The sequence below is a fragment of the Rhizobium sp. 22-785-1 genome (assembly GCF_053521965.1).
This window is the reverse complement of the sequence record NZ_JBNWDI010000002.1, coordinates 549580-563808: the sequence shown is the minus strand read 5'-3', so window position 1 is coordinate 563808 and position 14229 is coordinate 549580. Positions and strand designations below refer to the sequence as shown.

The following is a 14229-nucleotide window of genomic DNA, read 5'->3' as shown; positions in this document are numbered from 1 at the left end:
TCTTTTCGTGGAAGGTCCACGTTTATTTGCGTTTCAGGAGATCCATGAACTTGCCGATTCCAGGTTTTTTCGCCTTGCGTGCCGACGAGCGTCCCGTCAGCACATGCGAGAGCTGTGAAAACGTTTCTGCAATCGGTGATTTCGCATCGATTTCGCTGATCATGCGTCCGCTATTGGCGGCAGACCCGAACAGCTGGGCATCGAAGGGAATGATGGCGAGCGGTTCGATCTCCAGCGGCTCGAAGAAATCCGAGGGCTCGATCTCCGGTCGTTTGACCATGCCGACCTGGTTGAGAATGAGATGAGGCGCCTTGTCGTTCGGGCGCAGACGCTTGAGCGCATCCAGGATGTTCTTCGTGTTTCTCAAATTGGCAAGATCGGGAACTGCGGTGATCACCACTTCATCGGCATCCGACAGCACCGACTGCGTCCAGTGCGACCAGACATGGGGTACGTCCAGTACGGCCACGGGCGCGCTTCGTTGCAGCAGTTCCGTCAAAGGTTGGAAGGCGGCTCCATCGAAGTCATAGGCTCTGTCGAGAAGTGACGGTGCAGCCAGAATCGACAGATGGTCAGAACATTTGGTGAGCAGACGATCGAGAAAAACCTCATCGAGCCGCTCCGGTGCGAATATGGCTTCGGCTATTCCCTGCGCAGGATCTTGGTCGAAATCGATATTGGCCGTACCGAAAGGCAGGTCCATATCCGCAAGAACGGTTTCGGTTGAAAAAAGATTTGAAATCCCGAAGGCACAATTATGCGCGATCGTGGAAGAGCCCACGCCGCCCTTGGCGCCAATGAAGGCGATGCTGCGACCAAGCGGCTCGGCTTCGGGGTCAACGAAGATTGCCGCGATGGATGTCATCAGGTCGGCTACCTTGATCGGCGCGACCAGATATTCCGAGATGCCGTTGCGCATGAGGTCGCGATAGAGGGAGATGTCGTTATGACGTCCGATGATGATGACACGTGTCGTCGGATCGCAAACCTCCGCAAGCGGCCTCAGGTCGTTGAGCAGAGTGGACGGCTCGCGGTGGGTCTCGAGAATGACGAGGTTTGGCGTTGCCATGGATGAGAACGTTCTCGCCGCAGCTTCGATCTCGCCATTCGTCACCCGCATGCTGACCTTGTTCATCCGCCGGTCGCTGGCCAGACGCTCCATGATCTGCTGCATGGTTTCGCTTTCGCAAAACGCATGGATGGAGATACGCGGCAGGGGCCTGACGCTTTCCAGCTCTCCAGGCCGCAACGTTTCCGCGCCGCTGATCGCGTCTGAATTGTTGGGCCGAATATCGTAATTCACCGGGTTCATGTCAGGTCCTGTCGTTCAAGCTGGAAAGCTCGTCTAATCCGCCGCGGCAGTATTCTTGCCGGCGCGATAATTGCCGAGCACCACGGATCGGCGTTCCGCATCGATCGGGCTCATACCGCGCGGTCCGACCAGATCCATGGGATTGGCGATCTGGGCAGCAAGATTATTTTGCGAGGCGCAGCCGAAATTGTACCAGTTCTTGTTCGAGTAGGTGTTGGCGTTGAGATCTTCCGGCCACTGGCCACATTGGCCCGTCATGGCGGTGATGGCCACATATGACAGCCTGATCGGCGCGGCGTCCCCGCTAGGAGCCGCACCATAGGGTACCTCGACGATCTTTCCGGCGGGAATACCGGAGGATGTCAGAACAGAGCGTATCTGGCGTTTTAGGATTGATGCGGAGGCGGCATTGGCAGAGCCGGACGGCACCTGGATCTGAACGACGCTGGACGATGTCGCCGCATAGTTCTGTGCAAAACCTTTCACGTTGTCCGCCATTGCGATTGTCAACCGGTTGTCTGCGGCAGACACAGGGATATCGAGCGAATGTTGCGCTTCCGAAAGGGTGATCGGATGGCGTGTGCGATAGTCATCGGGGACGGCCCCCGTCGTCTGCGGATCGCGAGCGCACCCTTGAGAAAGGGCTGCCACTGCTGCAAAGGTCAGCGCCAGCCTGGCAATGCGCCAGGCGGAACCGGAATGGGTGATCGGGTGCGTTTTTGTCATTTGTAGATAAATCCTACCGAGCCCTGATACGGCTGCGCCTGTACCTGCTGCCTGTTGTTTCCGTAAACCTTGTTCACCCGGTTCATGAAGAACGTCGCGGCATCGCTTTCCGGATTGAAATTGTCATCCGGCCGGGCGATCTGGTTGCGCGCCACAGGTCTCACCAGATAGGGGGTCGCGATGATGACGAGCTCGGTTTCGTTGCGGATGAAGTCCTTGCTGCGGAAGAGCGTGCCGAGGATCGGAACCTTCGAAGCGCCGGGCAAGCCGGACATGGCCTGACGAACATTATCCTGCACCAGACCGGCAATGACGATGGAGCCGCCCGAGGGCAACTCGACGCTCGTCGATGCCTCGCGCTTGCGGATGGAGAGATAGGTGCTGCCGGGCAATCGGGTGGTATTGCCATTGCCCGACACCACGTTGCCCTCATAGGTGGGCTCCGAAACGTTCGTCTCGATCTTCAGGCTGATACGCCCGGGAGACAGGACGACCGGGCGGAAATTCAGTTCGATACCGTATTCGACGGTGTCGGTTTGCCGCGTGACCGTTGGAACATTCTTATCGTCGAAGGTGACGTTCTGAACGCCGGCGAGACGGAAGTCGCCACCCACATAGAATTTTGCCTGCTCGCCGGAGATTGCAGTCAGGCTCGGTTCGGCAAGCGTGCGCATTACGCCCGCCTGCTCCATGGCGTTGAAGTAGCTGGACAGCGCTACCTTACCGATGGTGCCGGCCAGATTGCCGGTGCCCCCGATGGCGAGCGCATTGCCAAGGTTGGCGGGGTTGGAAAACGCAACCGACCCACCAAAGTCGGAACCGCCACCGCTAATAGAGCCGTTGAAACCAAGCTGCTTGAGGACCTGACGGCTGACTTCCGCAACGGTCACCTTCAGCGTGACCTGATCTTCTCCTTCGATCGTCAGCATATTGACGATGGACGACCGCTGCCGGTTTTCCGCAAAGATCGCGACGGCGCCATCGCCGTTGCTCTGGCTGGTGGCGGTGATGTTGCGGGTCGTGGCTTCGCCGCCCTGAAGAAAGGCCGTGGCAAGCTGAACCGCGCGCGCCGAATCCTGCGGTGTGCGAACTGAGCCGGAGAGCACGATGTTGTCCGATACGATTTCCACCCGGATGTCCGATTCCGGAATGAAACGGCGCAGATTGGCCTCAAGACCAGTGATATCGCGTTCGACTTCCAGGTCGAGGCTGACGATTTCCTCGCCACCCGCTCCGAAGATGAAGATGTTGGTTTGGCCAACCGACTTGCCGAACAGGTAAATGCGGCGCGACGTTCGCGTCACGGCATCGGCCATGCTTGGGTCGGCAACGAGAATATCGTGTGCGTCCTGTGGAAGGTCGATGACCAGAGCCTTGTTCAGACCAAGCTTGACGCGTTTGCGAACGCCCGTACCGCTTTCGCTGATCCGCAGAATACTTGCGTTCTGGGCCTGCGCTTGCGCCATCCCCACGCCAAATGGCGATGCGCCGGGGACACCGGCGAAGCTGATGCTGAAAGCCAGTCCGCCGAGAAGCGATGTTTTGAGCGCGTGGCGGATCGGTGTCATCTTGCTCATTGTGCGGTTCCTTCATTTTCACGCACGATCGAGCCAGACTTGATCACTTGGATCGCCGGTCTGCCGGATTCGCCGTTGAGCAGGTAATCGGCCGACGCCGTGTCGCTATCCTGCACATCGGCAATTGATCGCAGGGAAAGGGTCAGGCGATCGGCCATTTGATGGGCGACGGTGATGATCTTTGCCTGTTCGGGGGTAAGCTCCAGCGTAGCGGTGGCGCCGATAACCGATGACGTACCGTCAGGCCCTTCCTTGATCTGTTGGTCGATCGCCAGAACGCGCACATTGTTGAGCACATTCTCGGTCAGAAAGCCGCCACCGCCGTTCTTGCGGACCATGATCACATCCACGCGGTCATTGGGAAGAACAAAGCCGCCAGCGCCTGTCGCCACAGAAATCTCAGTCGCAACCGCGCGTTTTCCCGCCGGCAGAAGCGAGGACATGATGCGTGTACTGGAATCAACGACCTTCTCGGAACGAACGGGTTCGCCTTCGAAAAGCGGAAGTCGAACGATGGTCCCGTTCAGCTCGTTGACCGCATCAGGACGTTTGTCTTCGGTGATATAGTTCTCATTGATGCTGCCTTGCGGCCATCGTGCCCAGCGTACGGAGTTCGAATCGAGCCGGCTTCCCACTGGTAGATTGGCAGCCGAAACGAGTACGTTGACGGTCGGCTCTTTCTCGATGATGGCTTCCGCCTTCTCCACTACCATCTGCGGAGCAGACAATTGCATGGCGAGCAGGCCCGCTAGACCAGCGGCCACGACGGCGACGGAAAGGATAACGACACGTGAGGACTTCATGCTGGGCCTTTGAGAAGGATAGAATCTCTTCTCCTGAAGATGGCCCGCCATTCGTGTAATTATGGTTAATAAAAACTGTGCGCTTAGGGTTAATCAGAAATTAATCTGCTGGATTGGCAGGTTCAAATTCGCTTTGCGCATGTTGATTAGAGAAGAGCGCGCATGGCAGCCTGTACGATCGGCGCCTCTGGATAGGTCAGCAAACCCGCAGTTGCAATGGCAATACCATAGGGAACCTTTTTGGCGACAAGCAATGAGTCTGGGATAGGAAGACCCGTGGCCATGATCTGCTGCGATCTGGAGCGCAAGAGCAGAATGAACAGAGTCAAAGCCCCGCCGGAAAAAGCCACTACAAGTAAAAAAGCAGCGAGTGAACCATTGAAGCCGAACCATACGGCGCATGCCGCCAGAAGTTTCGCATCGCCTCCGCCCATGGTGTTGAAGGCAAACAGGATGAAGCAAGCGAAGAGCACGACAAGTCCTGCCGCAAGGCTCATGACAAAACTTTGCCAATCCATGCCCGACAGGGGAGCCACGATGATGAATGTGGCCAGGAGAATGACAGAAACGCGGTTGGGAATCGTCATCGTGAAGAGGTCAGTCAGGGCTGCAAGCGCGAGGCATAGCGGAAATACAAGAAAGATTGAAGCAATGATCATATCTCACCTCTGTTTCCGGGGGCTGCTGTTCTTGCAATAAAAATGCCGCCCTGTAGGGCGGCATTCGCAAATGCTATCCAATCACTTCGTAGCTGGGTCGAGCTTTGTATTGATGTTCGTGAAGACGCTCGTCAGTTTTGCTCCGAGATTGGTTGCAGATGTAATGATTGCAACAGAGATCAGGCCAGCGATCAGGCCATATTCAATAGCGGTCGCACCGGATTCGTCTTTCAGGAAGCGAGCGAAAATCGTTGTCATGCGGTTTCTCCTGGGTCGTTGTTTTGGTCAGCACGCCGACAACTGTTTTTCGTTGTTCGGTTGAGGCCACCTTAGAAGATGCCGCTTTCCAGTGAATTAAAGAATGCGCTTAACGTAACGTTAAATGAGTAATGCGGAGTTGTTTAGAAATAACGCGTAAGTTTATTATTTAAAATTTGACCTATATTACGTGCTTTGGCATATCAGCTGTTTCTTTAATAAAGTGATGCGATCACCGTGCTTTCGCGGCGCCGAAGTCCTTTGATTATGCGACATTACGCCAGAACGTCGTCGCTGATTACCCAGGTCGTATTCTTTGTTGTACCGCGCCTTTTAAATCTTCATTTACCATTCCCATTCATGTTGAGCGTGATGAAATGCGCCAAGCGCAAATGAAGGTCTTTGCCGCTCATGCTGTCTTCCCGTATCAAAAGATTCGCAGTCGCTGCGGCGGTACTGGGCATTGCTCCCGCTTTCGCACTGTCAGCGGACGAGGACGTATTGCGCGTATCGATGAATCAGGCTCGCGTCCTGAAGCTGGATCGCGCTGTCAGCAAGGTTATCGTCGGCAATTCGAAAGTCGCCGATGCGACCGTTGCCGATGCGACGACCATAGTGTTAACCGGCCGCAGCTTCGGCACGACCAATCTCGTCCTGCTGGATGCGCAGGGCAACGCGATCGTCGATGAACGGGTGCTGGTTTCGATCGACGAAGGCAATACGGTGCGGGTGTTCCGCCAGACTGACAGAAGCGTTTTGTCCTGTACGCCAGCATGTGAAGCAAATTCGCAGAACTGAACCGTGTGACGATTGCAATCTGTCGTCGCTAACCAATCCCTGATCATGATTTTCGACACCAAGCATCAAACGCCGGCTCCGCCCTGCGTCTAGGCTTGACGTGAAATCGAGGTGTTAAAGATTCGTCCTGAGCCCATCTTGCCACTGAAATCCTGTGTTCTCGACACTTGGCAGTGGAGCCAGCGCTCTTGGCATAACATGCCGAGGATCGGTGCTGCGAAGCAAGAAAATCGTCTACCCCAGGAGGGGAGCAATAATCCAAGTTTTTCGGCTAAACTATTGATCTGGCTAGGATCAAATAAGGAATGGTGCCCAGAAGAGGACTCGAACCTCCACACCCTTTCGAGTACCAGCACCTGAAGCTGGCGCGTCTACCAATTCCGCCATCTGGGCGACGAGGAGCCATGTACGGGGGCGAGCGGCTGGTGTCAACAGGGATTTTGAAGTTTTATGACGATCCTTGTTTTTTCATCAAAAAACATGCTTTCACCTGTTGCCAACTGGTCTTCAAGCATCGTCATGCGCCAAGCGGGCGGACCTGTCCGTTACACCGACAGGACATCATCGGGCTGGCACCTTTGTTTTGGTCGCAAGGGGCAGGCTCTACGTATCCAATCCTTCGTTCTTTTGCCTGTCGAGATGGCCGAGATCGCGATCAGGGTCGATCATATCGCGCAGGCGCTGCTTCAGTTCCTTCGGACCCGGAAAGCCACCATCGCGTTTACGTTCCCATAGAAGCTTCCCATCCACGGTGATGTCGAAGCGTCCGCCTGTTGCGGGGATGAGCGCGACCTCGCCGAGGCTGTCGGCAAACGTGCTGAGCAGCTCTTGCGCCATCCACGCCGACCGCAACAGCCAGTTACACTGCGTGCAATAGGTAATCGCGATTCGGGGCTTTGCGGTTTCATCCATTTCGGTGATCCTCGTTCAAGCTCGCAGCGGCGGCCCGTATTGTGAGAACAGCATCTTGCAGAGAATTCGCATTTTGCAAATGGCCACTGCAGACGTTGCGTTCGAACGCCTTCGCAGAACAAAAGTTTCTCGCAGCTGCATCGACGACCATATATCGAAAAGCGCTTCCCTCTGGAACCTTTTCACCGCAGAACAATTACGCATGAGGTGGAATGCGGGAAAATTCATGGTTGATTACTTATTGCCCTCGGAAGCGCGTAAGGCGGGTGAGCGTTTGCTTGCCGATCACGCCTCGGGCGACCCTTTTGCGGCAGCCTTCAAGGCAACCCGTATGCCGATGATCATCACCGATCCAAAGCAAGACGATAACCCGATTATCTTTTGCAACAAGGCCTTCAACGACCTCACCGGCTATTCCAGTGACGAGCTGATTGGGCGCAATTGTCGCCTTCTTCAAGGGGAGAAGACCGACCGCAACGCTGTCGCTAAGATACGTGAGGCGATCAGTGCAGGGATGTCCGTATCCGTCGACATTCTGAACTATCGAAAGGATGGTGCCGAGTTCTGGAATGCCTTGTTCGTCAGCCCCGTAAGAGACGACAAGGGAGAGGTGATCTACTACTTCGCGTCCCAGCTGGACTTTACCCGCATAAAGGATAAGGAGGCCGAGCTTGCCGAAGCCCGCAATCTTGCCGAGGAAGAAGTCGGTCGCCGCACCAAAGACCTGCGCGATGCCTTAGACGCCAAGACCGTGCTGGTTCACGAAGTCGATCATCGCGTCAAGAATAACCTTATGACGATGGCGTCCATCGTGAAGCTGCAAGAGCGGATGACGAAGAATGAGACGGCGAGTGCAACACTGAAATCGGTGCTTAACCGCATCGAGGCGCTCAGCACCGTTCACCGCAAGCTGTTCACGCTCGATAACATCGCCCGTTTCGACGTGGCCGACTTCGCAGAAGACCTCGTGGTCAACCTGACAAGTCAACTGAAGCGCACCGATATCAATGTCACACTGGACCTGTCGCCGGTTTACGTCCCTGCAGACAAGGCATCGCCTCTGTCGCTTATCGTCAACGAGTTGGTGGGCGATGTCGTCAGACGCGGGCTGGGCGATGGTGGCGGTGACATCAAGGTGACCGTAAAGAGGCTGAACGGACATTTCCTCATCCAGGTCGCCGACACGGTCGATCCTGTGAAGGTCGATGAAGAGGAGCAGCGCTTCAGTCAGATGTTGCTGGAAACCTGTGCGCGTCAGGTCAGCGCAGATATTAAACGAGAACAGAATGGCCGGCAGACGATTGTAAGCGTGACGCTGTTGGTTGGACATAAGAAGGAATCATGAATTGCGCATTATCATCGTGGAGGATGAGGCACTTCTGGCACTCGAACTGGAAAGCGAAGTTGAGGCAGCAGGGCATAGCGTTGTCGGCGTCGCAGCCGATAGCGCATCGGCCATTGCTCTGATTGAAAAGGAAAGTGCCGACTTTGCTTTTGTCGATATTCATCTTCTCGATGGTCCGACCGGCGTGGACGTCGGCAGGTTTCTCGCCAGCAAAAATGTCCCCTATGTCTTTGTCAGCGGCAATATCAAACGCATTCCGCCCGATTTTGCCGGCGCTGTCGGCGCTATCGAAAAGCCTTACACCGTCAATGGCTTGCAAAACGCACTTGGCTATCTGGACGCCATGATCAGCGGCAAGGATGGGCTTGTCGTGCCGCCGAACCTGATCATGCCGCTAACAACGACGTCTTAAGTGCGATGACTGTGAATAACGATCCTGGGAATATCGGTCCGATCCTGACTCAGCTTTTTGAGCAGGCGCCGACCTTCATTGCGCTTTTGCGGGGTCCAAACCACCGCTTCGAGCTTGCCAATCCGAGCTATATGAATCTCGTCGGACGTCACGATATTGTTGGACGAACGGTCGCGGAAGCGCTTCCTGAGGCTGCAGAGCAAGGCTTCGTCAACATTCTCGATGAGGTCTACACAACGGGCAGACCCTATAAAGCTCTCGGTGCTCTTTTCGTCATCCATGCCGATGAGGATGGATCTGGCAGGGAATGTTATCTCGACTTTCTCTATCAGCCGATCCGCGATGAGAACGGCGAGGTCTGCGCTATTTTCGTCGAAGGCTCGGACGTCACGGAACGCACTCTCTCAGACCGTGCAAGACGCGACAGCGAAGACCTCTACAAAGGCCTCTTCGATGCGATCGACGAAGGCTTTTGCATTATCGAATTCTTGGATGGGCCACACGGGCCGGATAGCGACTATGTGCATATCCAGGCAAACGACGCATATGCGCGACATGCCGGAATACCGAACGTGGTCGGCCAGAAATTGCGTGAAATGGTACCGGATGAAGCTGATGCCTGGATCGCACGATATGGCGCGGTTTTGAAAACCGGCGAGCCCATTCGCTTTCAACAGGAACTGGTTGCGACCGGGCGCTATCTGGAGCTTGCCGCCGTTCGCATCGAGCCCAAAGAGCGCCGCCAGGTTGCCGTTCTTTTTCAAGATATTACGGCACGCAGACGAGCCGAACTCGCGCTCGAAACCCTGAACGCAACTCTTGAGCAACAGGTTGAGGAGCGCACTGCCGAATTGATGGTCGCGGAGGAGGCTCTGCGCCAGGCCCAGAAGATGGAAGCCGTCGGCCAGTTGACGGGCGGGCTTGCACACGACTTCAACAACATTCTCGCTGGTATCAGCGGCAGTCTGGAGATGATGAATACCCGGCTGGCGCAGGGCCGGGTGGGCGACCTTTCGCGCTACATCAATGGTGCCATGGGTGCCACCAAGCGGGCGTCTGCACTGACGCAACGTCTTCTGGCCTTCTCGCGCCGCCAGACACTCGATCCCAAACCACTCAATATCAATACCCTCGTCGACAGCATGCTGGAACTTGTGGTCCGCAGCGTTGGCCCAGGGATCAAGGTGGAAACGGTTGGCGCTGCGGGCCTATGGCCGACATTTGTCGACGCTGGCCAGCTGGAAAACGCGCTTCTCAACCTGTGCATCAATGCGCGAGATGCCATGCCGAATGGTGGAAGTCTCACCATCGAGACAGGAAATCGCTGGATGGATGAGCGGGCCGCCCGCATGCGCGGGCTGGAACCAGGGCAATATGTGTCGCTTTGCGTTTCCGACACGGGAACGGGAATGTCGCAGGACATTATCGAGCGCGCTTTCGACCCGTTCTTCACCACGAAACCTATCGGTCAAGGCACCGGGCTCGGCCTTTCCATGGTCTATGGTTTTGCCGGCCAGTCCGGCGGCGCGGCCCGGATTTACTCCGAGATCGGTAAAGGCACGATGATCTGCATCTATCTGCCACGTTACGCTGGTGACATAGACGCTGAGGATCCGGAAGTGCAAGTCCAGATGGATGCACCGCGCGCCGAGGGCGGCGAAACGATCCTGGTGGTCGATGACGAGCCCCTGGTCAGAATGCTGGCCGTGGAGGAACTTCAAGATCTGGGTTACGCGGTCATCGAAGCCGAAGATGGGCCATCGGCCTTGCGGCTGCTCAATTCCCGCAGACAGATCAGCCTTCTGATCACCGATGTGGGACTGCCTGGCGGCATGAATGGACGTCAGCTGGCGGATGCGGCACGCGTTAGTCGACCGGATCTTGAGGTGCTGTTCATCACCGGATATGCCGAAAATGCGGTGCTCAATCACGGCCACCTTGAACATGGCATGCACGTGATGACGAAGCCCTTCCAACTTGATGTCTTTGCCCAGAGGGTCAAAAGTCTCATTAAGCCGCAAAGGTAAGGTGCCGACTTGAAGCGATACACGACCTGTTGTGTCGTTTGCTGGTCCGTCACACAAGCCTTAGAAGCATGATGAAGAAGTGCAGCAAATCTTTCTTTTTGCTGCCTTCGCTGGCGCCATTCGCCTTGCAGCCAGAAAAATCGCTCCTTATATACGCCGCATACCAGCAGAAATGCTGACAAAACGGCAAGACCATCCAAGTCAAGGAGTCGTCAGTGGAATGCCTCCCGGGGTTCCGATGACTCGCTTCAAGGAGAGAAGAAAATGGCAAAAGTAATCGGTATCGACCTTGGCACGACCAATTCCTGCGTCGCAGTGATGGACGGCAAGGACACCAAAGTGATCGAAAACGCGGAAGGTGCGCGCACGACCCCTTCCATGGTCGCATTCAGCGACGATGGCGAGCGTCTGGTCGGTCAGCCTGCAAAGCGTCAGGCCGTGACCAACCCGACCAACACGCTTTTCGCAGTCAAGCGCCTCATCGGCCGTCGCTATGACGACCCGACCGTCGAAAAGGACAAGGGCCTCGTTCCCTTCGAGATCGTCAAGGGCGACAATGGCGACGCATGGGTACAAGCGCAGGGCAAGGGTTACTCCCCTTCGCAGATTTCCGCGATGATCCTTCAGAAGATGAAGGAAACGGCTGAATCCTATCTTGGTGAAAAGGTCGAAAAGGCCGTCATCACCGTTCCGGCCTACTTCAACGACGCCCAGCGTCAGGCCACTAAGGATGCCGGCCGCATCGCTGGTCTCGAAGTGCTGCGCATCATCAACGAGCCGACGGCTGCCGCTCTCGCTTACGGTCTGGACAAGAAGGACGGCAAGACGATTGCCGTATACGACCTTGGCGGTGGTACCTTCGATATCTCCATCCTGGAAATCGGCGACGGCGTCTTCGAAGTGAAGTCCACCAATGGTGATACCTTCCTCGGTGGTGAAGACTTCGACATGCGTCTGGTCGAGTATCTTGCAGCCGAGTTCAAGAAGGACAACGGCATCGACCTGAAGTCCGACAAGCTGGCTTTGCAGCGCCTCAAGGAAGCTGCCGAAAAGGCAAAGATCGAGCTGTCGTCTTCGCAGCAGACCGAAATCAACCTGCCATTCATTACGGCAGACGCCTCCGGTCCGAAGCACCTGACTCTGAAGCTGACGCGCGCCAAGTTCGAAAGCCTGGTCGACGACCTGGTTCAGCGCACTGTCGCGCCGTGCAAGGCAGCGTTGAAGGATGCCGGCGTGTCTGCTTCCGAGATCGACGAAGTCGTTCTGGTCGGTGGTATGAGCCGCATGCCGAAGGTGCAGGAAGTCGTCAAGCAGCTGTTCGGCAAGGAGCCCCACAAGGGCGTGAACCCGGACGAAGTGGTTGCCATGGGCGCTGCCATCCAAGCAGGCGTTCTGCAGGGCGACGTCAAGGACGTTCTGCTTCTCGACGTAACCCCGCTGTCTCTCGGCATCGAAACGCTGGGCGGCGTCTTCACCCGTCTGATCGACCGTAACACGACGATCCCGACGAAGAAAAGCCAGACCTTCTCGACCGCCGAAGACAACCAGTCTGCCGTGACAATCCGCGTCTCGCAGGGTGAGCGCGAAATGGCAGCCGACAACAAGCTGCTCGGCCAGTTCGACCTCGTTGGCCTGCCGCCATCTCCCCGTGGCGTTCCGCAGATCGAAGTGACCTTCGATATCGACGCGAACGGCATTGTCCAGGTTTCGGCCAAGGACAAGGGCACCGGCAAGGAACAGCAGATCCGTATCCAGGCCTCCGGTGGTCTCTCCGACGCCGACATCGAGAAGATGGTCAAGGATGCTGAAGCCAATGCTGAAGCAGACAAGAAGCGCCGTGCGGGCGTAGAAGCCAAGAACCAGGCGGAAAGCCTGATCCACTCCACCGAGAAGTCGGTTCAGGAGTATGGTGACAAGGTTTCCGAAACCGACCGCAAGGCAATTGAAGATGCCATCGCTGCCCTCAAGACGGCTGTCGAAGCATCCGAGCCGGATGCAGACGACATCCAGGCGAAGACCCAGACCCTCATGGAAGTGTCCATGAAGCTCGGTCAGGCCATCTACGAAGCCCAGCAGGCGGAAGCCGGTGAAGGCGCAGCAGGCGGCAAGGACGATGGTGTGGTCGACGCCGACTATGAGGAAATCAAGGACGACAAGAAGTCCGCTTAATTGTGGTTCTTGCTCTTGAACTTGGGTAAATGAGACTGACTCCGGCTGCCTCGTGCAGCCGGAAATCCATTTCGGGGTGTGTTATCTTCATGGCGAAAGCAGACTTTTACGAGACATTGGGCGTGAGCAGATCCGCCGATGAAAAGGAGCTGAAGAGCGCCTTCCGCAAACTTGCGATGAAGTATCATCCGGACAAAAATCCCGATGACGCTGAATCCGAGAAGAAGTTCAAGGAAATCAACGAAGCCTATGAAACGCTGAAAGATCCGCAAAAGCGCGCAGCTTATGATCGCTTTGGCCACGCAGCCTTCGAGCAGGGCGGCATGGGCGGCGGCGGGGGCTTCGGCGGTGGCGGGTTTGCCAACGGTGGTTTCTCCGACATTTTCGAAGACATTTTCGGCGAGATGATGGGCGGTGGCCGTGCGCGCCGTTCATCCGGCGGTCGCGAGCGTGGCGCCGATCTGCGCTATAACATGGAAATCTCGCTGGAAGAGGCTTTCACCGGAAAGACGGCGCAGATCAGGGTGCCAACATCCATAACCTGCGATGTCTGTTCCGGCTCCGGCGCAAAGCCCGGTACAAGTCCAAAGACCTGTGGCACCTGCCAGGGTTCAGGCCGTGTGCGTGCAGCACAGGGCTTCTTCTCGGTGGAGCGTACCTGCCCGACCTGCCATGGTCGCGGCCAGACGATCACCGATCCTTGCACAAAGTGCCACGGTCAGGGCCGTGTGACGGAGGAGCGCTCGCTCTCTGTTAACATTCCAGCCGGTATTGAGGACGGAACCCGCATCCGCCTGCAAGGCGAAGGCGAAGCAGGAATGCGCGGAGGCCCCTCGGGAGACCTTTACATTTTCCTGTCGGTGCGTCCGCATGAGTTCTTCCAGCGCGATGGCGCGGATCTCTATTGCGCAGTACCGATCTCTATGACGACGGCAGCGCTCGGCGGCACATTCGATGTGACGACACTGGATGGAACGAAGTCCCGCGTGACGGTGCCGGAAGGCACGCAGCCAGGCAAGCAGTTCCGCCTGAAGGGCAAAGGCATGCCAGTGCTGCGTTCGGCACAGACGGGTGACCTCTACATCCAGATCCAGATCGAAACGCCGCAAAAGCTGACCAAACGTCAGCGCGAATTGTTGCAGGAATTCGAGGAAATCTCTTCGAAGGACAACAATCCGGAATCGACTGGCTTCTTTGCCCGGATGAAGGAATTTTTCGACGGCTGACGCCT

General features: G+C 56.5%; 13 protein-coding genes and 1 tRNA gene. 6 read left to right on the top strand and 8 right to left on the bottom strand.

Translation table 11 applies throughout. From position 1 onward, the window contains the following. Positions 1–22 precede the first annotated feature (22 nt). The 6 genes from ACQZ5M_RS07430 to ACQZ5M_RS07405 form a co-directional block, all read right to left on the bottom strand. A complete protein-coding gene (locus ACQZ5M_RS07430; protein WP_296077084.1) occupies positions 23–1312 on the bottom strand; it encodes an AAA family ATPase in 1290 nt (429 codons plus the stop codon). A gap of 33 nt (positions 1313–1345) precedes the next feature. Beyond that, a complete protein-coding gene (locus tag ACQZ5M_RS07425) occupies positions 1346–2038 on the bottom strand; it encodes a CpaD family pilus assembly protein (protein WP_296084667.1) in 693 nt (230 codons plus the stop codon). Further along, the gene (locus ACQZ5M_RS07420) at positions 2035–3606 is read right to left on the bottom strand and encodes a type II and III secretion system protein family protein (RefSeq protein WP_296077115.1); all 1572 of its coding nucleotides are present in this window, start codon (positions 3604–3606) and stop codon (positions 2035–2037) included. The genes ACQZ5M_RS07425 and ACQZ5M_RS07420 overlap by 4 nt, the downstream gene beginning before the upstream one ends. Before the next feature lie 5 nt (positions 3607–3611). Then, positions 3612–4418, bottom strand: a complete 807-nt coding sequence (gene cpaB / locus ACQZ5M_RS07415; RefSeq protein ID WP_449079343.1) for a Flp pilus assembly protein CpaB — start codon at positions 4416–4418, stop codon at positions 3612–3614. Between the two features lie 146 nt (positions 4419–4564). After that, positions 4565–5077, bottom strand: a complete 513-nt coding sequence (locus ACQZ5M_RS07410; protein WP_296015761.1) for an A24 family peptidase — start codon at positions 5075–5077, stop codon at positions 4565–4567. Positions 5078–5158: 81 nt separating this feature from the next. Then, on the bottom strand, positions 5159–5335 hold the full coding sequence (locus ACQZ5M_RS07405; RefSeq protein ID WP_296015763.1) for a Flp family type IVb pilin: 177 nt from the start codon (positions 5333–5335) through the stop codon (positions 5159–5161). A 411-nt stretch (positions 5336–5746) separates the two neighbouring features. Here ACQZ5M_RS07405 and ACQZ5M_RS07400 point away from each other — a divergent pair, with 411 nt between their 5' ends. Next, positions 5747–6133: a pilus assembly protein N-terminal domain-containing protein gene (locus tag ACQZ5M_RS07400; protein ID WP_296084675.1), complete on the top strand. Its 387-nt coding sequence runs from the start codon at positions 5747–5749 to the stop codon at positions 6131–6133. A 306-nt stretch (positions 6134–6439) separates the two neighbouring features. Here ACQZ5M_RS07400 and ACQZ5M_RS07395 read toward each other — a convergent pair. Next, a tRNA-Leu gene (locus ACQZ5M_RS07395) sits at positions 6440–6526 on the bottom strand. 210 nt (positions 6527–6736) lie between these two features. Further along, positions 6737–7045 carry an Rdx family protein gene (locus tag ACQZ5M_RS07390; RefSeq protein WP_296101615.1) on the bottom strand — a complete coding sequence of 103 codons (309 nt, stop codon included), beginning with the start codon at positions 7043–7045 and terminating at the stop codon, positions 6737–6739. A 226-nt stretch (positions 7046–7271) separates the two neighbouring features. Between ACQZ5M_RS07390 and ACQZ5M_RS07385 the strand changes: the two genes are divergently transcribed. From ACQZ5M_RS07385 to dnaJ, 5 genes are all read left to right on the top strand, one after another. Beyond that, positions 7272–8390: a PAS domain-containing protein gene (locus ACQZ5M_RS07385; protein ID WP_449079342.1), complete on the top strand. Its 1119-nt coding sequence runs from the start codon at positions 7272–7274 to the stop codon at positions 8388–8390. A 1-nt stretch (position 8391) separates the two neighbouring features. Next, positions 8392–8802, top strand: a complete 411-nt coding sequence (locus ACQZ5M_RS07380) for a response regulator (protein WP_296084678.1) — start codon at positions 8392–8394, stop codon at positions 8800–8802. A 5-nt stretch (positions 8803–8807) separates the two neighbouring features. Then, positions 8808–10829 (top strand): PAS domain-containing protein, encoded by a 2022-nt coding sequence (locus tag ACQZ5M_RS07375; RefSeq protein WP_449079341.1) that lies wholly within the window; start codon positions 8808–8810, stop codon positions 10827–10829. A 264-nt stretch (positions 10830–11093) separates the two neighbouring features. Beyond that, complete coding sequence (dnaK, locus tag ACQZ5M_RS07370) at positions 11094–12998, top strand: molecular chaperone DnaK (protein ID WP_296015774.1); 1905 nt, start codon at positions 11094–11096, stop codon at positions 12996–12998. Between the two features lie 89 nt (positions 12999–13087). Continuing rightward, the gene (dnaJ, locus tag ACQZ5M_RS07365) at positions 13088–14224 is read left to right on the top strand and encodes a molecular chaperone DnaJ (protein ID WP_296015776.1); all 1137 of its coding nucleotides are present in this window, start codon (positions 13088–13090) and stop codon (positions 14222–14224) included. Positions 14225–14229: the final 5 nt, after the last annotated feature.

Excerpts from the sequence above, each read along its gene's own strand:
- ACQZ5M_RS07430 (WP_296077084.1), bottom strand. The coding sequence starts at position 1,312 with ATGAACCCGGTGAATTACGATATTCGGCCCAACAATTCAGACGCGATC.
- ACQZ5M_RS07425 (WP_296084667.1), bottom strand. The coding sequence starts at position 2,038 with ATGACAAAAACGCACCCGATCACCCATTCCGGTTCCGCCTGGCGCATT.
- ACQZ5M_RS07420 (WP_296077115.1), bottom strand. The coding sequence starts at position 3,606 with ATGACACCGATCCGCCACGCGCTCAAAACATCGCTTCTCGGCGGACTG.
- cpaB (WP_449079343.1), bottom strand. The coding sequence starts at position 4,418 with ATGAAGTCCTCACGTGTCGTTATCCTTTCCGTCGCCGTCGTGGCCGCT.
- ACQZ5M_RS07410 (WP_296015761.1), bottom strand. The coding sequence starts at position 5,077 with ATGATCATTGCTTCAATCTTTCTTGTATTTCCGCTATGCCTCGCGCTT.
- ACQZ5M_RS07405 (WP_296015763.1), bottom strand. The coding sequence starts at position 5,335 with ATGACAACGATTTTCGCTCGCTTCCTGAAAGACGAATCCGGTGCGACC.
- ACQZ5M_RS07400 (WP_296084675.1), top strand. The coding sequence starts at position 5,747 with ATGCTGTCTTCCCGTATCAAAAGATTCGCAGTCGCTGCGGCGGTACTG.
- ACQZ5M_RS07390 (WP_296101615.1), bottom strand. The coding sequence starts at position 7,045 with ATGGATGAAACCGCAAAGCCCCGAATCGCGATTACCTATTGCACGCAG.
- ACQZ5M_RS07385 (WP_449079342.1), top strand. The coding sequence starts at position 7,272 with ATGGTTGATTACTTATTGCCCTCGGAAGCGCGTAAGGCGGGTGAGCGT.
- ACQZ5M_RS07375 (WP_449079341.1), top strand. The coding sequence starts at position 8,808 with ATGACTGTGAATAACGATCCTGGGAATATCGGTCCGATCCTGACTCAG.
- dnaK (WP_296015774.1), top strand. The coding sequence starts at position 11,094 with ATGGCAAAAGTAATCGGTATCGACCTTGGCACGACCAATTCCTGCGTC.
- dnaJ (WP_296015776.1), top strand. The coding sequence starts at position 13,088 with ATGGCGAAAGCAGACTTTTACGAGACATTGGGCGTGAGCAGATCCGCC.